General features: G+C 68.3%; 15 protein-coding genes. 7 read left to right on the top strand and 8 right to left on the bottom strand.

The window, feature by feature from the left end:
• Positions 1-17: 17 nt before the first annotated feature.
• The 3 genes from GJG85_RS22065 to GJG85_RS22055 all read right to left on the bottom strand — a co-directional run bounded on the left by GJG85_RS22065 (position 18) and on the right by GJG85_RS22055 (position 3,494).
• Complete coding sequence (locus tag GJG85_RS22065; RefSeq protein WP_050012388.1) at positions 18-791, bottom strand: slipin family protein; 774 nt, start codon at positions 789-791, stop codon at positions 18-20.
• Positions 788-2,338 (bottom strand): nodulation protein NfeD, encoded by a 1,551-nt coding sequence (locus GJG85_RS22060; protein WP_050012389.1) that lies wholly within the window; start codon positions 2,336-2,338, stop codon positions 788-790. The genes GJG85_RS22065 and GJG85_RS22060 overlap by 4 nt, the downstream gene beginning before the upstream one ends.
• 121 nt (positions 2,339-2,459) lie before the next feature.
• On the bottom strand, positions 2,460-3,494 hold the full coding sequence (locus tag GJG85_RS22055) for an AraC family transcriptional regulator (protein ID WP_050012390.1): 1,035 nt from the start codon (positions 3,492-3,494) through the stop codon (positions 2,460-2,462).
• 137 nt (positions 3,495-3,631) lie between these two features.
• Between GJG85_RS22055 and GJG85_RS22050 the strand changes: the two genes are divergently transcribed.
• From GJG85_RS22050 to GJG85_RS22025, 6 genes are all read left to right on the top strand, one after another.
• Entirely contained in the window at positions 3,632-4,765 is a 1,134-nt protein-coding gene (locus GJG85_RS22050) for an acyl-CoA dehydrogenase family protein (protein ID WP_011547202.1), read from the top strand.
• A 184-nt stretch (positions 4,766-4,949) separates the two neighbouring features.
• Positions 4,950-6,656 carry an AMP-binding protein gene (locus GJG85_RS22045; RefSeq protein ID WP_089489594.1) on the top strand — a complete coding sequence of 569 codons (1,707 nt, stop codon included), beginning with the start codon at positions 4,950-4,952 and terminating at the stop codon, positions 6,654-6,656.
• A gap of 114 nt (positions 6,657-6,770) precedes the next feature.
• The gene (locus GJG85_RS22040; protein ID WP_124631604.1) at positions 6,771-8,300 is read left to right on the top strand and encodes a CoA-acylating methylmalonate-semialdehyde dehydrogenase; all 1,530 of its coding nucleotides are present in this window, start codon (positions 6,771-6,773) and stop codon (positions 8,298-8,300) included.
• Between the two features lie 18 nt (positions 8,301-8,318).
• On the top strand, positions 8,319-9,221 hold the full coding sequence (gene mmsB, locus GJG85_RS22035; RefSeq protein WP_050012393.1) for a 3-hydroxyisobutyrate dehydrogenase: 903 nt from the start codon (positions 8,319-8,321) through the stop codon (positions 9,219-9,221).
• The gene (locus GJG85_RS22030; RefSeq protein ID WP_124555603.1) at positions 9,218-10,009 is read left to right on the top strand and encodes an enoyl-CoA hydratase; all 792 of its coding nucleotides are present in this window, start codon (positions 9,218-9,220) and stop codon (positions 10,007-10,009) included. The genes mmsB and GJG85_RS22030 overlap by 4 nt, the downstream gene beginning before the upstream one ends.
• Positions 10,006-11,145, top strand: coding sequence for an enoyl-CoA hydratase/isomerase family protein (locus GJG85_RS22025; RefSeq protein WP_050012395.1), 1,140 nt, complete (start codon positions 10,006-10,008; stop codon positions 11,143-11,145). The genes GJG85_RS22030 and GJG85_RS22025 overlap by 4 nt, the downstream gene beginning before the upstream one ends.
• A gap of 51 nt (positions 11,146-11,196) precedes the next feature.
• Here the strand turns inward: GJG85_RS22025 and GJG85_RS22020 are convergent, their stop codons facing one another.
• Positions 11,197-12,117, bottom strand: coding sequence for a LysR family transcriptional regulator (locus GJG85_RS22020; protein ID WP_089489592.1), 921 nt, complete (start codon positions 12,115-12,117; stop codon positions 11,197-11,199).
• A gap of 185 nt (positions 12,118-12,302) precedes the next feature.
• Between GJG85_RS22020 and GJG85_RS22015 the strand changes: the two genes are divergently transcribed.
• Complete coding sequence (locus GJG85_RS22015) at positions 12,303-13,841, top strand: MFS transporter (protein WP_050012397.1); 1,539 nt, start codon at positions 12,303-12,305, stop codon at positions 13,839-13,841.
• 51 nt (positions 13,842-13,892) lie between these two features.
• Here the strand turns inward: GJG85_RS22015 and GJG85_RS22010 are convergent, their stop codons facing one another.
• The 4 genes from GJG85_RS22010 to GJG85_RS21995 form a co-directional block, all read right to left on the bottom strand.
• Positions 13,893-15,272, bottom strand: a complete 1,380-nt coding sequence (locus GJG85_RS22010) for an efflux transporter outer membrane subunit (protein ID WP_050012398.1) — start codon at positions 15,270-15,272, stop codon at positions 13,893-13,895.
• A 6-nt stretch (positions 15,273-15,278) separates the two neighbouring features.
• Positions 15,279-17,327 (bottom strand): MacB family efflux pump subunit, encoded by a 2,049-nt coding sequence (locus GJG85_RS22005; protein ID WP_050012399.1) that lies wholly within the window; start codon positions 17,325-17,327, stop codon positions 15,279-15,281.
• Positions 17,328-17,329: 2 nt separating this feature from the next.
• On the bottom strand, positions 17,330-18,511 hold the full coding sequence (gene macA, locus GJG85_RS22000; RefSeq protein WP_050012400.1) for a macrolide transporter subunit MacA: 1,182 nt from the start codon (positions 18,509-18,511) through the stop codon (positions 17,330-17,332).
• A gap of 331 nt (positions 18,512-18,842) precedes the next feature.
• Positions 18,843-19,601 carry a DsbC family protein gene (locus tag GJG85_RS21995; protein ID WP_060734312.1) on the bottom strand — a complete coding sequence of 253 codons (759 nt, stop codon included), beginning with the start codon at positions 19,599-19,601 and terminating at the stop codon, positions 18,843-18,845.
• Between the last annotated feature and the right edge of the window lies 1 nt (position 19,602).

The raw sequence follows: 19,602 nt of genomic DNA, 5'->3' as shown, positions 1-19,602 counted from the left end.
GCCGGCCCACGCGCGTCTCAAGGCTCGCGCTTCGTCCCCAACCGATCCAGCAACGCGCCCAGCAGATCGACCGGCAGCGGAAACACGATCGTCGAATTCTTGTCCGCCGCGATCGTCGTCAGCGTCTGCAGATAGCGCAGCTGCATCGCCTGCGGCTGCAGCGCGAGCCGCTGCGCGGCCTGCAGCAGCTTCTCCGACGCCTGCAATTCGCCTTCCGCATGAATCACCTTCGCGCGCCGCTCGCGCTCGGCTTCGGCCTGCCGCGCGATCGCGCGGATCATCGTCTCGTTCAGGTCGACGTGCTTGATCTCCACCGTCGACACCTTGATCCCCCACGCATCGGTCTGCGCGTCGAGCGTCTTCTGGATGTCGGCGTTCAGTTGTTCGCGCTCGGCGAGCAGCGCGTCGAGTTCGTGCTTGCCGAGCACCGCGCGCAGCGTCGTCTGCGCGAGCTGGCTCGTCGCCTCGAAGAAGCGCGCGACCTGGATCACGGCCTTTTCGGGATCGACGACGCGGAAATACACGACCGCATTGACCTTCACCGACACGTTGTCGCGCGTGATCACGTCCTGCGCCGGCACGTCGAACACGACGGTGCGCAGGTCGATCCGCACGACCTGCTGGACGATCGGGATGATCAGCACGAGCCCCGGCCCCTTCACCTTCCAGAACCGGCCGAGCATGAACACGACACCGCGCTCGTACTCGCGAAAGATGCGGATCGACGACGCGACGAGCACCACGACGAAGACGACCAGGACGCTGCTGAAGCCGAACGTGTAACCGATCATGAAGGTTCTCCCTGGGGATGGGCGGGGCCGGGCACGTCGTAGAGCGGCGCGACCGTCAGCGTCAGCCCGTGGCGGCCGGTCACGCGCACGCGGCAGCCGGCTGCCAGCGGCGTGCTGCTCGCCACGCGCCAGCGCTCGCCGTGCACGCGCGCCCAGCCGGCGGCCGACGGTGGCGTGCCGGCCGCGCCCTGCGGCTGGTCCGGCTGCAGGCCGTCGTCGAGCACTTCGCCGATGCTGCCGAGCATCGCCTCGGCGCCGGTCACGACCGGGCGGCGCCGCGCGCGCAGCGCGACGCTCGACACGCCCGCGACGAGCAGCGCGCCGCCGAGCGCGAGGCTCGCGATCACGGGCCACGGAATCCCGTAGCCGGGCACGTCGGTATCGATCAGCATCAGCGCGCCGATCGTGAACGCGACGATTCCACCGAACCCGAGCACGCCGAAGGTCGGCAGGAACGCCTCGGCGACGAGGCAGCCGAGCCCGAGCAATACGAGGCCGAGGCCCGCATAGCTGACCGGCAGCAACTGCATCGCGAACAGGCCGACCAGCAGGCAGATCGTGCCGGCGACGCCCGGCAGCACGAAGCCCGGGTTCGCGAATTCGAAGAAGAGCCCGTAGATGCCGATCGTCAGCAGGATCAGCGCGACGTTCGGATCGGCGATGATCGCCAGGAAGCGGCTGCGCCAGTCGGGCGCGAGCACGACGAGCGGCGCGTGCGCGGTCGCGAGATGCAGCGTGCCGGCGGTCGTCGTCACCGTGCGGCCCTCGAGCTGGCGCGCGAGGTCGGCCGGGTCCTGCGCGATCAGGTCGACGACGTGCTGCGCGCGCGCTTCGTTCGCCGACAGGCTCACGGCCTCGCGCACCGCGCGCTCGGCCCATTCGGCATTGCGTCCGCGCAATTGCGCGAGGCCGCGGATGTATGCGGAAGCGTCCTGGATCGCCTTGCGGATCTCGGTCGATTGCGTATCGGTCGGCAGCACGGCAGCCGCGTCCGACACACCGGACGCGCCCGATGCACCGGTCGGTCGCGGCGCGGCGGGATTCGCACCCGGCGGCGCGGCGCCGCCGATGCCGATCTGCACGGGCGACGCCGCGCCGAGGTTGGTGCCCGGCGCCATCGCCGCGAAGTGGCTCGCATAGACGATGTAGGTGCCCGCGCTCGCCGCCCGCGCACCGCCCGGCGCGACGAACGCGGCGACCGGCACTGGCGAGCCGAGGATGGCCTTGATGATCTGCCGCATCGACGTATCGAGGCCGCCGGGCGTGTCGAGCTGGAGGATCGCGAGCGGCGCGCGCTCGCGGGCCGCGCGGTCGAGCGAACGCACGATGAAATCGGCGCTGGCCGGGCCGATCGCGCCGTTGACGGGAATCACGACGACCGGATGCGCGGCGGGCGCGTCGGCCGATGGCGGCGCGGCGACCGCGGCGCATACGACGAGCAGCGCCGCGAACAGCGCGGCGCGCGCGACCCGCGCGGACAGCGGGTGACGGGAGCGGCCGGCCGGCGCGGCAGGCGCCGGCGGCGGCTCATGACGGTGAAAACGCATCGGGGCGTCCGGGCGGCGCACGGCCGCGTGCCGTCCGGCTCGCGAAAAGGGCGTGGGCCCGATGCTTGAAGATTAGGCGGTTTCGGCCGAAAGCGCGAAGGTGCGGCCGCACCGGCCGGCGTCAGCTTGCGCCGCCGCCGCGCGCGAGCACTTCGTCGCGATAGTCGGCCGGGCTGCGCCCGCTCCATTTACGGAACGCGCGGTAGAACGCGCTCGGCTCCGCGAACCCGGTCGCGGCCGCGACGTCGGCAATCGTGCGGGCCGGGTCGGCCAGCGCCTCGAACGCGAGATCGCGCCGCAGCGTGTCCTTGATCGACTGGTACGCGTGGCCTTCCTGGTGCAGCTTGCGGCGCAGCGTGGCCTCGGCCACGTGCAGCCGCGCGGCCATCCCGCCCGCGCCGGGCCACGCGGCCGGCGGCATCCCGCGCAGCACCGCGCGCACGCGCTGCGCGAGCGCGTTCGGGTTGCGGTACTTGACGATGAAGCTGGCCGGCGCGTTGCGCAGAAACGTTTTCAGCGTCTTCGCGTTCTGCACGACCGGCAGCGTCGCGAATTCGGGATCGAAATCGACATACGAATCGGGCTCGTTGAACCGCATGTCGTCGCAGAACATCGACGGGTATTCGTGGTCGGCGGGCGGCGTGTCGCAGCGGAAGCTCGCGTGCAGCAGCGGAATGCGCCGCCCGATCAGCCAGCAGGTGAGTCCGTACACGATGATGAAATAGGTCGCATACGTGAACATCGCCGGCGTCGCGCCGTTGTTGCGGTGCACGAAGCGCAGCCGCACGCGCTGCGGGTTCGCGTCGAGTTCCGCATGCAGGTCGTCGAGCACGCAGTGCATGAAGTTCACCGCGCGCGCCATCGCGTGCAGCCCGTCGCGCGCGGACAGCGCGGCCTGGCTCATCGCGATGAAGCTGCCGCTGCGCATCGGGTGGCGATCCTGCCCGAAAAACTCGTCGTCGAGCGTGCGTGCGATCGCGTTCCACAGTGCGCCGTATTGCTGCGCGGACACGCGGGCGCGTGGCTGCGCGAGCAGCGCCGGCGCGATGCCGGCCTGCGCGAGCAGCGGCTCGGCCGCGACGCCGCGTCGCGTGGCGAGCGCGACGCTGTACGCGACGAGGCTGATCGCGACGGTTCCCTTGTCTTCCTGCTTCATCGGTGTCGCCGGTGTGGCAAAAACGCTCAGTGTAAATGAGCGACGCGAGCATCGAACAGTCGCGCGCGCTTGCCTACACTTGTTGCATCGAAACGCAAGGACGGTCGCGCCCGGCGGCCGCGGGAGACAGCAGCACCATGGACGAGCTTTACACCGAAGACCAGCGGATGATCCGCGACGCCGCGCGCGCTTTCGCCACCGAGATGCTTGCGCCGAACGCCGCGCAGTGGGACCACGACGCGCACCTGCCCGACGCGATCGTCGCGCAGCTCGGCGAGCTCGGCCTGCTCGGGATGATCGTGCCGCAGGAACTGGGCGGCTCGTATACGGACTACGTCGCCTACGCGCTCGCGATGGAGGAAGTCGCGGCCGGCGACGCCGCGTGCGCGACGATGATGAGCGTGCACAACTCGGTCGGCTGCGGGCCGATCCTCGGCTTCGGCACGCCCGCGCAGAAGGATCGCTGGCTGGCCGACATGGCGGCCGGCCGCGTGATCGGCGCATTCTGCCTCACCGAGCCGCATGCCGGTTCCGAGGCGAACAACCTGCGCACGCGCGCCGAATTGCGCGACGGCCAATGGGTGCTGAACGGCGCGAAGCAGTTCGTGACCAACGGCCAGCGCGCGGGTGTCGCGATCGTTTTTGCCATGACGGACCCGGAAGCCGGCAAGCGCGGCATTTCCGCATTCCTGGTGCCGACCGACACGCCGGGCTTCATCGTCGGCAAGCCCGAGAAGAAGATGGGCATCCGCGCGTCGGACACGTGCCCGATCACGTTCGAAAACTGCGCGATTCCGGAAGAAAACCTGCTCGGCAATCGCGGCGAAGGGCTGAAGATCGCGCTGTCGAACCTCGAAGGCGGGCGCATCGGCATCGCCGCGCAGGCGCTCGGCATCGCGCGCGCCGCATTCGACAAGGCGCGCCGCTATGCGGGCGAGCGCGTGCAGTTCGGCAAACCGATCGCCGAGCACCAGGCGATCCAGCAGAAGCTCGCCGACATGGCCGTGCAGATCAACGCCGCGCGCCTGCTCGTGCATCACGCGGCGAAACTGCGCACGGCCGGGCTGCCGTGCCTGTCGGAAGCGTCGCAGGCGAAGCTGTTCGCGTCCGAGATGGCCGAGCGCGTCTGCTCGGATGCGATCCAGATTCATGGCGGCTACGGCTACCTGGTCGATTACGAAGTCGAGCGTCACTATCGCGACGCACGTATCACGCAGATTTACGAAGGCACCAGCGAAGTGCAGCGGATGGTGATCGCGCGGCAGCTTTGAGCCGCGGCGCTCCGATCCGGCATCACGCAATCGAACGAGCAGGCGCACGACGCAGGCACGAGGGCAGCGCGGCGAACGCGGCACGCAACGACGTGACCGTGCGCCGTGCAACACGGAACGGTTCAGGTGCCGCGGCACCTGTGCCGGTTGACCGCTGGGCATGGAGACTGGACGGAGACGACACATGACGGTACAGGCATTCCTGGACGCACGCGACTTCCTGCTGCGCCATCGCACCGACTACGACACCGCGTACCGCGATTTCGCATGGCCGGTGCTCGATGCGTTCAACTGGGCGCTCGACTACTTCGACCCGATGGCGCGCGGCAACGACCAGCCCGCGCTGTGGATCGTCGACGCGGCGACCGGCACCGGCGATCCGTACTCGTTCGCGCAAATGTCCGAGCGTTCGTCGCGGATCGCGAACTGGCTGCGTTCGATCGGCGTCGTGCGCGGCGATCGCATTCTGCTGATGCTGCCGAACCGGGTCGAGCTGTGGGACGCGATGCTGGCCGCGATGAAGCTCGGCGCGATCGTGCTGCCCGCCACCACGCAACTGTCGCCCGACGACGTGCGCGATCGCGTGCAGATCGGCGGCGCGACCTACGCGATCGTCGACGAAAACGAAACCGCGAAGTTCGAGCAGGCCGGCCTCGGCCTGAAGCAGAAGATCGTCGCCGGCGCGCCGCGCGAAGGCTGGCTCGCGATGAACGACGGCTATGCGGCGAGCGCTGCGTTCGAGCCGGACGCCGTCACGCACGCGAACGATCCGATGCTGCTGTACTTCACGTCGGGCACGACGTCGAAGCCGAAGCTCGTCGAGCATACGCACCGCACCTATCCGGTCGGCCATCTGTCGACGATGTACTGGGTCGGCCTGCAGCCGGGCGACATCCACTGGAACATCAGCTCGCCGGGCTGGGCGAAGCACGCGTGGAGCTGCTTCTTCGCGCCGTGGAATGCGCAGGCGTGCGTGTTCGCGTTCAACTATGCGCGCTTCGAGCCGAAGGTCGTGCTCGATGCGCTCGTCAAATACCGGGTGACGACGCTATGCGCGCCGCCGACCGTGTGGCGCATGCTGGTGCAGCAGCCGCTCGCGTCGTTCGACGTGAAGCTGCGCGAGATCGTCGGTGCGGGCGAGCCGCTGAATCCCGAGATCATCGAGCGCGTGAAGAAGGCATGGAACATCTCGATTCGCGACGGCTACGGCCAGACCGAGACGACCTGCCTGATCGGCAATTCGCCGGGCCAGCCGGTGGTCGCGGGCTCGATGGGCCGGCCGCTGCCCGGCTACCGGATCGCGCTGCTCGACCCGGACGGCGCGCCGGTGACCGAAGGCGAAGTCGCGCTGCCGATCGGCGACGGCGTCACGCGCCCGGTCGGGCTGATGACTGGCTATGCGAACAATCCCGACGCGACGGCCCACGCGATGCGCGACGGCCACTACCGCACGTCGGACATCGCGATGCGTCGCGACGACGGCTATTACGTGTACATCGGCCGCGCGGACGACGTGTTCAAGTCGTCCGACTACCGGCTGAGCCCGTTCGAACTCGAAAGCGTGCTGATCGAGCACCCGGCGATCGCCGAGGCGGCCGTCGTGCCGAGCCCGGACCCGGTGCGGCTGTCGGTGCCGAAGACGTTCATCACGCTGCGCCAGGGCTATGAAGAAAGCCCCGCGCTCGCGCTGGAGATTTTCCGTTTCTCGCGCGAGAAGCTCGCGCCGTACAAGCGCATCCGCCGGCTGCAATTCGCGGAGCTGCCGAAGACGATCTCGGGGAAGATCCGCCGCGTCGAGCTGCGCCGCCGCGAGATCGAGCGCGGCGACGATGCAACCGCGCGCATGCCCGGCGAATACTGGGAAGAAGATTTCGCCAACGAACTGAAATGACCGGAAACGGGCCGAGCGCGTCGCATTTCACGGCGCGCCGCCCGCAGCCTGACTGAACCGAACCGGCCGCGTGTCGCCTGACGCCACGCGGCTCACTGCAAGGAGAGTGCACTGATGAACGCGAATCCGACGCCCCGTACGGGGCAAGACGTGCCGACGGTCAAGCTGCTGATCGACGGCGCTTTCGTCGAGTCCGCCACCCACGAGTGGCGCGACGTCGTCAACCCGGCGACGCAGCAGGTACTCGCGCGCGTGCCGTTCGCGACCGTCGCGGAAGTCGACGCGGCCGTGCGGGCCGCGCACGCCGCGTATGCGACGTGGAAGAACACGCCGATTTCCGCACGCATGCGCATCATGCTGAAGTTCCAGGATCGGGTGCGCGCGAACCAGCAGCGCATCGCGAAGACGCTGACGGCCGAGCAGGGCAAGACGCTTCCCGATGCCGAAGGCGACATCTTCCGCGGCCTCGAGGTGGTCGAGCACGCGTGTTCGATCGGCACGCTGCAGCTCGGCGAATTCGCGGAGAACGTCGCGGGCGGCGTCGACACCTACACGCTGCGCCAGCCCATCGGCGTGTGCGCCGGCATCACGCCGTTCAATTTCCCCGCGATGATTCCGCTGTGGATGTTCCCGATGGCGATCGTGTGCGGCAACACGTTCGTGCTGAAGCCGTCCGAGCAGGACCCGATGTCGACGATGGAACTCGTCGAGCTCGCGCTCGAGGCCGGCGTACCGAAGGGTGTGCTGAACGTCGTGCACGGCGGCAAGGAAGTCGTCGACGCGATCTGCACGCATCCGCTCGTGAAGGCGATCTCGTTCGTCGGATCGACGGCCGTCGGCACCCACGTGTACAACCTCGGCAGCCAGCACGGCAAGCGCGTGCAGTCGATGATGGGCGCGAAGAACCACGCGATCGTGCTGCCCGACGCGAACCGCGAGCAGGCGATCAACGCGCTGGTCGGCGCGGGCTTCGGCGCGGCCGGCCAGCGCTGCATGGCGACGTCCGTCGCGGTGCTCGTCGGCAGCGCGCGCGAATGGCTGCCCGATCTCGTCGCGAAGGCGAGGACGCTGAAGGTCAACGCGGGCTCGGAAGCGGGCACCGACGTCGGGCCGGTCGTATCGCGCGGCGCGAAGGCGCGGATTCTGTCGCTGATCGACATGGGTATCAAGGAAGGCGCGACGCTCGAACTCGACGGCCGCGACGTGAAGGTCGCGGGCTTCGAGGACGGCAACTTCATCGGCCCGACGATCTTCTCCGGCGTGAAAACCGACATGTCGATCTACACGCATGAAATCTTCGGGCCGGTGCTGGTCGTGATGGAGGTCGACACGCTCGACGACGCGATCGCGCTGGTCAACGCGAACCCGATGGGCAACGGCGTGGGCATCTTCACGCAGAGCGGCGCGGCCGCACGCAAGTTCCAGAGCGAGATCGACGTCGGCCAGGTCGGCATCAACATCCCGATCCCGGTGCCCGTGCCGTTCTTCAGCTTCACCGGTTCGCGCGGCTCGAAGCTCGGCGATCTCGGCCCGTACGGCAAGCAGGTCGTGCAGTTCTACACGCAGACGAAGACGGTCACCGCGCGCTGGTTCGACGACGACACGACGGCCGGCCCGGTGAACACGACGATCCGGCTGCATTGAGCGGCGAAGGAAACGAACATGAAAATCGGATTTATCGGCCTCGGCCACATGGGCGCGCCGATGGCGCTGAACCTGCTGAAAGCCGGCCATGACGTGCATGCGTTCGACCTGAGCGCCGACGCGTTGCGCGCATTGCAGGACGCCGGCGCGCAAGTGGCCGCGTCGCCGCGCGATGCGGCATCGGGCGCGACGTTCGTGATCACGATGCTGCCGGCCGCGCCGCACGTGCGCTCGGTGCTCGCCGGCGAGAACGGCGTGCTGGCCGGCCTCGGCGCGGGCGCGACCGTGATCGATTCGAGCACGATCGACCCGGCGAGCGCGCAGGCGTTCGGCGCGCTGGTGCGCGAGCACGGCGGCGCGTTCGTCGATGCGCCGGTGTCGGGCGGCACCGGCGGCGCGGCGGCCGGCACCTTGACCTTCATGGTCGGCGGCAGCGACGCGGACTTCGAGCGCGTGAAGCCGGTGCTCGCCGGGATGGGCAAGAACATCGTCCACTGCGGCGCGACGGGAATGGGGCAGGTCGCGAAGGTCTGCAACAACCTCGTGCTCGGCATCTCGATGGCGGCGGTGTCGGAGGCGATGTCGCTCGGCGTCGCGCTCGGCATCGACCCGAAGGTGCTGGCCGGCATCGTCAACACGTCGACGGGCCGCTGCTGGAGTTCGGATACCTACAACCCGTATCCGGGCGTGATCGACACCGCGCCGTCGTCGCGCGGCTACACGGGCGGCTTCGGCACCGACCTGATGCTGAAGGATCTCGGCCTCGCGAACGATGCGGCGAAGCAGGCGCGCCAGCCCGTCTATCTCGGTGCGCTCGCGCAGCAGCTGTACCAGACGATGAGCAGCCGCGGCGACGGCCAGCTCGATTTCTCGGCGGTGATCCGCCTGTACCAACCGGTCACGAAGAAGGACGCCTCATGATCGAACTCGACTTCGTCGACGACGGCGCGATCGCGTGCGCGACGCTCAAGCGTCCGCCCGCGAACGCCTTTACAGCCGACGGGCTGCAGCAATTGCAGCAAACCGTTGCCGAACTGAATGCGAACCCGCACGTGCGCGCGCTGGTGATCACCGGCGACGGCCCGAAGTTCTTCAGCGCGGGCGCCGACCTCAACACGTTCGCCGACGGCGATCGCGCGGTCGCGCGCGCGATGGCGGCGCGCTTCGGCGCGGCGTTCGAGGCACTGCACGACGCGCGCGTCGTGACGATCGCGGCGATCAACGGCTATGCGATGGGCGGCGGCCTCGAATGCGCGCTCGCGTGCGATCTGCGGATCGCCGAAACGCATGCGCAGATGGCGCTGCCCGAGCCGTCGGTTGGCCTGCTGCCGTGCGGGCTTGGCACGCAGACGCTGCCCTGGCTCGTCGGCGAAGGCTGGGCGAAGAAGATCATCCTGACCGGCGCGCGCGTCGATGCGGCCACCGCGCTGCGGATCGGCCTTGTCGAGGACGTGGTGGAAAGCGGCGCGGCGCGCGATGCGGCGCTCGCGCTGGCGCGCAACGTCGCGCGGCAAAGCCCGCATGCGGTCGCCTACAGCAAGGAGCTGATCGGCCTCGCGCGTCGCGGCGTGCCGCGCAGCGCGGCGCTCGCGGTCGAGCGCGAACGCTTCGTCGACCTGTTCGACACGGCCGATCCGCGCGAAGGCGTGGCGGCGTTCCTGGGCAAGCGCGCGCCGCAATGGCATACCGATGGAGAGCCGCAACGATGAGCACGCCGGTGACGAATCACGACGCATTCGCGGAGCATGCGCCCGAGGTGTTGTTTCGCGTGGTGAACCGCGTGGCGCTGATCACGCTGAACCGGCCGGCCGCGCTCAACGCGCTGTCGTACGCGATGATCGGCGAACTCGCGGCGCTGTTCGAGCGCTGCCGCCACGACGACCAGATCGTCGCGGTCGTGCTGCGCGGCGCGGGCGAGAAGGGCTTCTGCGCGGGCGGCGACGTGCGTGCGTTGTACAGGATGGTCGCGCAGCGCGAAACCTGGCTGCCGTTCTTCGTCGACGAATACCGGCTCGACTACGCGATCCACACGTTCCCGAAGCCGGTGGTCGCGCTGATGGACGGCGTGACGATGGGCGGCGGCATGGGCCTCGCGCAGGGCGCGGCGCTGCGCGTCGCGACCGAGCGCAGCAAGATCGCGATGCCGGAAACGCGCATCGGCCTCGTGCCCGACGTGGGCGCGACGCATTTCCTGTCGCGCATGCCGGTCGAACTCGAACTGTACGTGGGGCTGACCGGCGCGATGCTGTCGGGCGCCGACGCGCTGAGCGCGAAGCTCGCGGACCTGTGCGTGCCGTCCGCGTGGCTCGACACGTTCGAGACGCGGATCGAAAGCGTCAAGTGGGACGGCGACGCGCTGCCGTTGCTGCGCAAGGTGTTCGAGCCGCCGTGCAACGTGGTGCCGCATGCGGCGCTCGACAGCCAGATGCCATGGATCGTCCGCCACTTCGACAAGCGTTCGACCGTCGAGCGGATCGTCGCGACGCTCACGCAGGATCTGGCGCGCGACGAACTCGCGCGCGAGCACCGCCAATGGCTGCAGGCGACGCTCGATGCGCTCGCGAGCCATTCGCCGACGATGCTCGCCGTGACGCGCGAGGCATTGCTGCGCGGCCGGCAGATGACGCTCGCGGAATCGTTCCGGATGGAGCTCGGCATCGTCGCGCGCGCGATCGAGGAAGGCGATTTCTGCGAAGGCGTGCGCGCGCATCTCGTCGACAAGGATCGCAAGCCGCGCTGGGCGCCCGCGTCGCTCGTCGAGCTGCGCGCTGAGCGCGTGCGGCATTTCCTGACGTCGCCGTGGAAGCTGTTCGCGCATCCGCTCGCCGATCTCGGCGCGGCGTGATCGCTGCGTGAGGGCCCGACGCGCCGCACGGCGCGTCGGCTTCCACTCATCTCAGCGCGCGTCGTCCGGGCGCTCGATCATCGGCGGAATCGCCTGCGCGAGCGCGTCGATCACGCAGCGCGTCTTGCGCGGCAGGTAGCGCGTCTTCGGCCAGATCGCGTGAATGTCGCCTTCGCAGACGAAGCAGCGATCGAGCACGACCACCATCTCCCCGCGCTTCACGTAATGGTCGAGCAGCCAGCTCGGCACCCACGCGATCCCGAACCCCGACGCACCGGCCGCGGCGATCGCCTGCACGTCGTCGAAACTCAGTTGATGCGGCATGTCGATCCGCACTGTCGAGCCGTCCGGCGCGCGCAAATCCCACGGCTGCACCACGCCCGAACGCGAATACGCGATCGTCCGGTGGTGCTTCAGGTCGTCGAGCGTCTTCGGTGTCCCGTAGCGCGCGAGATACGACGGCGCCGCGCCGAGGCTGCCGTATTGCGTGCCGAGCCGCCGCACCGCGAGGCTCGTGCTGTCCGCGAGCGTGCCGATCCGGACCGCGAGATCGATTCCTTCCTCGACGAGATCGACGAAGCGGTCGGTGATCGACACGTCGATCCGCAGATGCGGATATTGGCGCGCGAGGTCGAGCACGATCGGCGTCACGCAGTGGTGCCCGAACGCGAGCGGCACGCTCAATCGTAGCTTGCCGCGCGCCTCGTGGCGGCCGCAGTCGAGATCGGCTTCCGCCGCTTCCAGCTCCGCCAGCGCGCGCACGCAGCGGTCGTAGTACGCCTGGCCGTCGTCGGTCAGGCTCTGGCTGCGCGTCGTGCGCTGCAGCAGCCGTGCGCCGAGCCGCTTCTCGAGCCGCGCGATCGCCTTGCCGACCGCCGAGCGCGTCATGTCGAGCCGCTCCGCGGCCAGCGCGAAGCTGCCCGATTCCACGACCTGGACGAAGGTCGTGACGCCGTCGAGTCTGTCGGTCATCGTGGGTGAGATGTTGCGTCGATTGGGTCCTGATATTCCCCAGTGCATGGAAATGCGTGCGTCAATGGGGAGATGAATTCTCACTATAGTACCGATTCCCGCTCAGCGTGCGTTGCCGGCCGCACGCGGCGAATCCTACTGACCTGGAGGCGCGCGGCCTGTCGCCGGGCCGCCGCGCAATACGCATGACGCTATCCGACTCCCGCAGGAATGCGGTCGCGCTCGCGGCCGTCTGTCTCACGTCGCTGATGTTCGGCCTCGAGATATCGAGCGTGCCGGTGATCCTGCCGACGCTCGAACACGTGCTGCATGGCGATTTCAACGGCATGCAGTGGATCATGAACGCGTACACGATCGCCTGTACGACGGTGCTGATGGCGGCCGGCACGCTCGCGGACCGGTTCGGCCGCAAGCGCGTGTACGTGATCGGCACCGTGCTGTTCGGCGCGACGTCACTGCTGTGCGGGCTCGCGCCGAACGTGCCGGTGCTCGTCGCGGGCCGGCTGCTGCAGGGCGCGAGCGGCGGCGCGATGCTGATCTGCCAGATCGCCGTGCTGTCGCACCAGTTTCGCGAAGGGCGCGAGCGTGGCCGCGCGTTCGGGATCTGGGGAATCGTGTTCGGCATCGGGCTCGGGTTCGGGCCGATCGTCGGCGGCGCGATCGTCGCGCTCGCGAGCTGGCCGTGGGTGTTCCTCGTCCATGCGCCGCTCGCGGCCGTCGCGCTCGTGCTGATCGGCGGCGCGGTGCGGGAATCGCGCGATCCGCATGCGGGCACGCTCGACGTCGCGGGCATCGTCACGCTGTCGCTCGCGGTGCTCGGGCTTGCGTTCTACATCACCCAAAGCGCCGAACTCGGGCTCACGAGCGCGGCCGGCCTCGGCGTGCTCGGTGCGACCGTGCTCGCGCTGGCCGGTTTCGTCATCGCGGAGCGCGCCAGCGCGCGGCCGATGTTCGACTTCTCGGTGTTCCGGATCCGCGCGTTCACCGGCGCAATCTTCGGCTCGATGGGGATGAACTTCAGCTTCTGGCCGTTCATGATCTACTTGCCGATCTGGTTCCAGGTCGCGCTCGGCTACGACAGCGTGACGGCCGGCCTCGCGTTGCTCGCGTACACGCTGCCGACGCTGATCGTGCCGCCGGTCGGGGAACGGCTCGCGCTGCGCTACGGGCCGGGCGTCGTGATTCCGGGCGGCCTGTTCACGATCGCGGCCGGCTTCGTGCTGATGCGCCTCGGCAGCGCGGCCGACCAGGCGAGCTGGCTGACGATGCTGCCGGGTTGCGCGATCGCCGGAATCGGGCTCGGCTTGACCAACACGCCGGTTACCAACACGACGACGGGCGCGGTGCCGAGTGCGCGGGCCGGGATGGCGTCGGGCATCGACATGAGCGCGCGGATGATCTCGCTCGCGCTGAACATCGCGACGATGGGCTTCGTGCTGGTGGCGGGGATCGTCGCGAGCCTGAAGGGCGGCCCGGCGGGCGCGATTGGCGACGCGGCGCTGCGCCGGCTCGCGCAGGAAATCGCGTCGGGTCGCACCGACGGGCTGCAGGCGATCGCGCCGGCGCTCGCGCAGGCCGACCCGAGCGGCGCGGCGTTGCACGCGGCGCTCGTGCATGGCTTCGGCTGGGTGATGGTGTATGGCGCGGCGGGCGTGGCCGTGCTCGCGACCGCGAGCGCGGTGGCGTTCGCGCCGGCGCGGCGCGGGGCGGCCGTGTGCGAGTGACGCGGCCGGCGTGTGGCGCGTGACGTGTGGCGTGTGGTGTGTGACGGCCGGTCAGGAAGTCCCGCCGCCGAGCGCGCGGTACAGCTTCATCTGGTTGTTGAGCCGGTTCAGGCGTGTCAGTTCGTCGGCGCTTTGCGCACTCCTCAGCACCTGCTGCTGGTCGAGCCACGGCTGCACGGCGGTCGCGCCGGCCACGAAGCGCGCGGCGGCCAGCCGTTCGGCGCGCTGCGCCTGCGCGAGCGACAGCGCGCGCTGTTCGGCTTCGCGTTCGAGCTGCACGCGCGCCGACAGCGCGTTCTCCACTTCCGCGAGCGCCGTGTAGAGCCGCTGGCGGAACCCGACCACCGCCTCCTCGTACTGCGTCTTCGACACCCTGATCTGCAACTGCATCGTGTTCCACTGGATGAACGGCAGCGCGAGGCCGAGCCCGAGCGTGCCGACCGGGTTCGTCAGCACGCGCTCGAGGCTCGTGCTCGTCGTGCCGGCGCTGCCGGTCAGCGTGAAGGTCGGATAGAAGCTCGTGCGCGTCGCATCGACCTGCGCGAGCGACTCGCGCAACCGGAATTCCGCCGCCCGCAGGTCGGGGCGCCGGCCGAGCAGGCTGGCCGGCAAGCCGGCCGCCACGTCGGGCGGTGCCGCGTCGGGCAGCGCCGCCGGTTCGGCCGCGCGCTGCTGCGGCGGCCGGTCGAACAGGATCGCGAGCGCGTGGCGGTTCTCGGTGCGCTGCTGGATCAGCTGCGTTTGCGCCGCGCGCTGCGCGGCGAGGCTCTGTTCGGCCTGCGCGAGGTCGAGCCCCGACACGGCGCCAGCCGTGTGCCGCGACCGGACCAGCGCGAGCGTACGCTCCGCATACGCGATGTTCGCGTCGCCGAGCGCGATCTGCCGGTTCAGATAGCCGATCTGCCAGTACAGCGCCGCGGTCGTGCCGATCAGCGACAGCCGCGCGGCCTCGAGATCGGCGGCCGTCGCGTCGGCTTCCCAGTGCGCGGCATCGCGCAGCGCGGCCAGCCGGCCCCACAGGTCGATTTCGTAGCTGAGCGAACCATTGACGCCGCTCGAGCGGCTCATCCGATGCGTATCGAGCGTACGCGACACGGCGCCGTTCGCGCCGAGCGTCACGTTGGGCGTCAGGTTCGTATCGGCGAGCCCGGCCTGCAACTGCGCGCGATACACGCGGATCGCCGCGATCGCGAGGTCGCTGTTGGCGCGCAGCGCGTCGTCGATCAACGCGTCGAGTTGCGGATCGCCGAAACTGCGCCACCAGTCGCGCGTGGCGGCCGGCGCGTCGGACGCGACCGGCGCGGCCCAGTTCGCCGGCATCGCGACGGCCGGCAGCGGATCGTGGCGCGCGCCCGCGCAGCCGGCGAGCAGCGCGGCCGCGCACGCGAATGCGCCGAGACGGTGAAGCGGGGAGGAATGCGTGAGGGCCATGTTTCGTCAGTCGCGCGCGAGCGCATCGATCGGATCGAGCCGCGACGCGTTGCGCGCGGGCATGAACCCGAAAATCACACCGGTGAGCGTCGAGCACACGAACGCGGTCACGATCGCGCCGACCGAGAACACCATCTTCCACTGCGCGACGAACATCGAGAACAGCGCGCCGAGCCCGAACGACAGCGCGATGCCGATCGTGCCGCCGAGCAGGCATACGAGCACGGCCTCGACGAGGAACTGCTGCAGGATGTCGGACTGGCGCGCGCCGACCGCCATCCGGATGCCGATCTCGCGCGTGCGCTCGGTGACCGACACCAGCATGATGTTCATCACGCCGATCCCGCCGACCACGAGCGAGATCACCGCGATCAGCGACAGCAGCAACGTCAGCGACTGGCCGGTTTTCTCGACGGTCTTGACCACGCTGTCCATGTTGTACGTGAAGAAATCCTTGCGGCCGTGGCGCTGGATCATCAGCTTCTCGAGGCTTTTCTCGGCCGCGGCGCTCGGCTGCCCGTCGCGCACGCGCACGGTGATGCTGTCGAGATGGCGCTGGCCGAACAGGCGCCCGCTCGCGGTCGTGTACGGCACCCATACGTTCAGGCTCTTCACGCTGCCGAATGCGCTTTTCTTGTCGGCGGTCACGCCGATCACCACGCACGGCACGTTGTCGACCAGGATCGCCTCGCCGACCGGATTGCGCGTCACGCCGAACAGCTTGCGGCGCGTGTTCTGGTCGATCACCGCGACCTGCGCCTGGCGGCGCACCGCATCGTCGTCGAACGGGACGCCGAGCGCGAAACGCATCCCGCGCGTCTGGAAGTAGCTGTCGCCGACGCCGCTCACGAGCGCGTGGACGTCGACGTTGCGGTAGCGCAGCAGCAGCGTGCGTGACGTTTCGGGCGTCGCGCTGTCGACGTACGGCTGCTCGGCGAGCGCGGCGACGTCGGCGGGCACGAGCGTCTGGATCGTGTCCGCGCGGCTGTCGCCCCAGTCGGTACCCGGATAGAGGCTGATCGTATTGGTGCCGATGCTGCCGATCTCTTCGAGCATGTAGCGCTTCGCGCCTTCGCCGACCGCGACGATCGACACGACCGACGTAATGCCGATGATGATGCCGAGCATCGTCAGCAGCGTGCGCAGCCGGTGCGATACGAGCGCGATCCACGCCATCCGGCACGCTTCGGCGAAGCGGCCGGTGCCGGCGGCGAAGCGGCGGGTGCGCGGGGCGATGTCGGTGTCAGCGCTGGCGGGCGGCGGTGCATCTTCGGAAGGCGGTGCGGGCGGCGTGTCGGTTACCGTTTCGGGCGTTGCTGGCGTTGCGTCCGCGCCGACGCTAGATTCCGCGAGCGCTTCCGCGTAGTGGCGGTTCGGCCGGTCGGCGACGATCTCGCCGTCGCTGATCTCGATGATGCGCCGCGCATGGCGCGCCACGGCCTTGTCGTGCGTGACGATCACGATCGTATGGCCGAGCGCGTTCAGCTCGTGCAGGATGCGGATCACGTCCTGGCCGCTTTTCGTGTCGAGCGCGCCGGTCGGTTCGTCCGCGAGGATCACCTGGCCGCCGTTCATCAGCGCGCGCGCGATGCTCACGCGCTGCTGCTGGCCGCCGGATAGTTGCCCGGGCCGGTGATGCGCGCGATCCGCGAGGCCGAGGCGCGCGAGCAGCGCGCGGGCGCGGGCGTGCCGCTCGGCGCGCGGGGTGCCCGCATAGATCGCCGGCATTTCGAGGTTCGCGACCGCGTCGACGTGCGGCAGCAGGTGATAGCGCTGGAACACGAAGCCGAAGTGCTCGCGGCGCAGCTGCGCGAGCTCGTCGCTGTCGAGCATGTGCGTGTCGCGTCCGCCGACCGTGTACGTGCCTTCGCTCGGATGATCGAGGCAGCCGAGGATGTTCATCAGCGTCGACTTGCCGGACCCCGACGCGCCGACGATCGCGACGATCTCGCCCGCATCGATCGACAGGTTGACGTTGTTCAGCACGACGACGTCCTTGTCGCCAGCCGGAAAGCGACGCGTGACGGCAGCGAGTTTGAGCAGGGGCTGGCGCATCGTTACACCACGTCCGACAGCGGTACGCGTTCGTCCGCCGATGCTTCGCCGATCACCACGCGCTCGCCGTCCTTCAGGCCGGCCAGCACTTCGACGCGCACGTTGTTGTTGATGCCGATGCGGACATGGCGCGTTTCCGTGCTGCCGTCGGCGCGCAGCACGCGTACCGCGACGGTGCCGTCCTTACGCTTCTCGCCGAGCGCGGCGGCCGGAATGATCAGCGCGTTGCGCGCGTCGCCGAGCACGATGTTGACCTGCGCGGTCATCGCGATGCGCAGCCGGTGCTCGGGATTCGGCACGTCGAACAGCGCGTTGTAGAACACCGCGGCGTTCGGCTTCGCGCCGCCGCCGCCGAGCGGGCTTTGCGCGTCGGCGTAGTTCTGCGGCGCCGGTTCGATCGCGCGCAGCTTGCCGTAGTGCCGCTTGTCCGGTTCGCCGAGGCTCGTGAAATACGCGGTCTGGCCGGCGCTCACGCGAATCACGTCGGCTTCCGACACCTGCGCCTTCACGGTCATCGTGTCGAGATTCGCGAGCTTCAGGATCACCGGCGCCTGCTGCTGCGCGATCACGGTCTGGCCTTCCTGCGTGACGATCGCGACGACCTGGCCGTCGATCGGCGCGACGATGCGCGTGTAGCCGAGGTTGGCCTGCGCGGTCTCGATCTGGATGCGCGCCGAACGGATCTGCGCGGCGAGCGACGCAACGGTGGCTCGCTGCACGTCGAGCGTCGCCTTCGCGGCCTCGAACGATTCGCGCGACGTCGCGTCGTCGGGCAGCATCGCCTGCTGGCGGCGGAATGCGAGTTCGGCCTGCGTCAGCTGCGCGGCCGCCGATTGCTGCTGCGCGCGCAGGCTTTCTTCGCTGGCGCGCGCCTGGCGCAGCGCGTTTTCCGAGATCACGGGATCGATCTCGGCAAGCCACTGGCCTTTCGTGACCTTGTCGCCGAGCTTGACCTTCAGCGTCTTCAACTGCCCCGACACCTGCGCGCCGACGTCGACCTGCCTGAACGCCTGCAGCGCGCCGGTCGCGAGCACCGCGTTTTCGAGATCGCCGCGCGTGACGGGCGCGGACAGGTATTGCGGGTGCTTGTTTGGTGTGGCTATCGTTATTGCTACAACAGCGGTGGCAATGGCGGCACCGCTGATGGCCAGCACGGTGAGCCGGCGGCGGATCTTCTTATTCATGAGAATACATACGGCATGGATGAGTCGGGCGTCGGCGGCGTGGGCGGCCAATCAGGGTGGTCCTGCAATCGTGGCATGCAGTGCAGATCGATACAGGAGTCGGATGGATACCGCGCGGCGGTGCAGGTTCGGGTCAGGCGGCCATGATAATTGAGGTAATTTCGTGAATTCGTGTAGGAATTGTGCTGAATTGTGCCGGCAGTTCTACGGGGGCTGCCGAGCTCTGTCGGTGTTTCAATTCATGGAATGGCAGGTCAATACAAGGGTACGGAGAGGATCGTCATCCGGGCTCAATCCACGCTACCGTGATCGCGGAATGACCCTTCAAACTTCAGGGGCGGGATGGGGTTCTAGGCTCAACGTGGTTATTGCGATCAATCTTGTCAGCCAAGTCTTTCCCGGAAATAAATCCCGTGACTCTTTCCCCGGAAGGCAGGAACGTGGTGGGTGTTCCCTTGATGTTGAGCTTCTTTCCCAGTGAAAGGAGTTCTTTCGTGATGATGGACTGGCAACGCTTGCGGGGGACGGTGGTTTTCCCTCTTTCGACCCATTGCTTCCATGCTTGGAGTCGGTTGTCGGCGCACAGAATGACTTCGGATTTGATGATGGAGTCGGTAGAAAGAATTGGATACAGAAAAATGTATACGGTTGCGTTGGGAACCTTGCCTAGCTCGGGACTCATTTTCTTGCAAAACGAGCAGTTCGGATCGAAGAATGTAGCAATCACGCGCTCTCCGGTTCCATTTTTCTGTTTGATGGCGTATTGAAATGGAAGGTCATTGATGTTTATGCTGTTAATCTTGTTGAGTTGTGTTTCTGTTATGTTTTCCTGGCTGTTGGTGTCGAACAGGCTGCCGATAATAATGTGCGATGCCGATGAATTGCTGTAGAAAATTTGGGAATTTGCAGTGACCTCATACAGTCCGTCGATTTTTGACGGGACAACGTGCTCTATCTTCAGTTCGGGGAGCTTGGCTTGCAATTTTCGTTGCAAGTTCGCTTCTACATCGGCGGCAGCTGCTTCGGTGTGCGCTGTTGCGAGCGCAATTGTAAATAGTGATGTCAGGAGGAGCTGTAGATTATTCGGCATG

Source organism: Burkholderia sp. MS389 (assembly GCF_016899425.1).
Taxonomy (GTDB): Bacteria; Pseudomonadota; Gammaproteobacteria; order Burkholderiales; family Burkholderiaceae; genus Burkholderia; species Burkholderia sola.
This window is presented reverse-complemented; position numbering and strand designations above follow the sequence as displayed.

Bases quoted from the DNA above. Each gene is read 5' to 3' on its own strand.
- GJG85_RS22025 (WP_050012395.1), top strand. From the start codon at position 10,006: ATGAGCACGCCGGTGACGAATCACGACGCATTCGCGGAGCATGCGCCC.
- mmsB (WP_050012393.1), top strand. From the start codon at position 8,319: ATGAAAATCGGATTTATCGGCCTCGGCCACATGGGCGCGCCGATGGCG.
- GJG85_RS22010 (WP_050012398.1), bottom strand. From the start codon at position 15,272: ATGGCCCTCACGCATTCCTCCCCGCTTCACCGTCTCGGCGCATTCGCG.
- GJG85_RS22065 (WP_050012388.1), bottom strand. From the start codon at position 791: ATGATCGGTTACACGTTCGGCTTCAGCAGCGTCCTGGTCGTCTTCGTC.
- macA (WP_050012400.1), bottom strand. From the start codon at position 18,511: ATGAATAAGAAGATCCGCCGCCGGCTCACCGTGCTGGCCATCAGCGGT.
- GJG85_RS22020 (WP_089489592.1), bottom strand. From the start codon at position 12,117: ATGACCGACAGACTCGACGGCGTCACGACCTTCGTCCAGGTCGTGGAA.
- GJG85_RS22045 (WP_089489594.1), top strand. From the start codon at position 4,950: ATGACGGTACAGGCATTCCTGGACGCACGCGACTTCCTGCTGCGCCAT.
- GJG85_RS22060 (WP_050012389.1), bottom strand. From the start codon at position 2,338: ATGCGTTTTCACCGTCATGAGCCGCCGCCGGCGCCTGCCGCGCCGGCC.
- GJG85_RS21995 (WP_060734312.1), bottom strand. From the start codon at position 19,601: ATGCCGAATAATCTACAGCTCCTCCTGACATCACTATTTACAATTGCG.
- GJG85_RS22055 (WP_050012390.1), bottom strand. From the start codon at position 3,494: ATGAAGCAGGAAGACAAGGGAACCGTCGCGATCAGCCTCGTCGCGTAC.
- GJG85_RS22050 (WP_011547202.1), top strand. From the start codon at position 3,632: ATGGACGAGCTTTACACCGAAGACCAGCGGATGATCCGCGACGCCGCG.
- GJG85_RS22005 (WP_050012399.1), bottom strand. From the start codon at position 17,327: ATGCGCCAGCCCCTGCTCAAACTCGCTGCCGTCACGCGTCGCTTTCCG.
- GJG85_RS22040 (WP_124631604.1), top strand. From the start codon at position 6,771: ATGAACGCGAATCCGACGCCCCGTACGGGGCAAGACGTGCCGACGGTC.
- GJG85_RS22015 (WP_050012397.1), top strand. From the start codon at position 12,303: ATGACGCTATCCGACTCCCGCAGGAATGCGGTCGCGCTCGCGGCCGTC.
- GJG85_RS22030 (WP_124555603.1), top strand. From the start codon at position 9,218: ATGATCGAACTCGACTTCGTCGACGACGGCGCGATCGCGTGCGCGACG.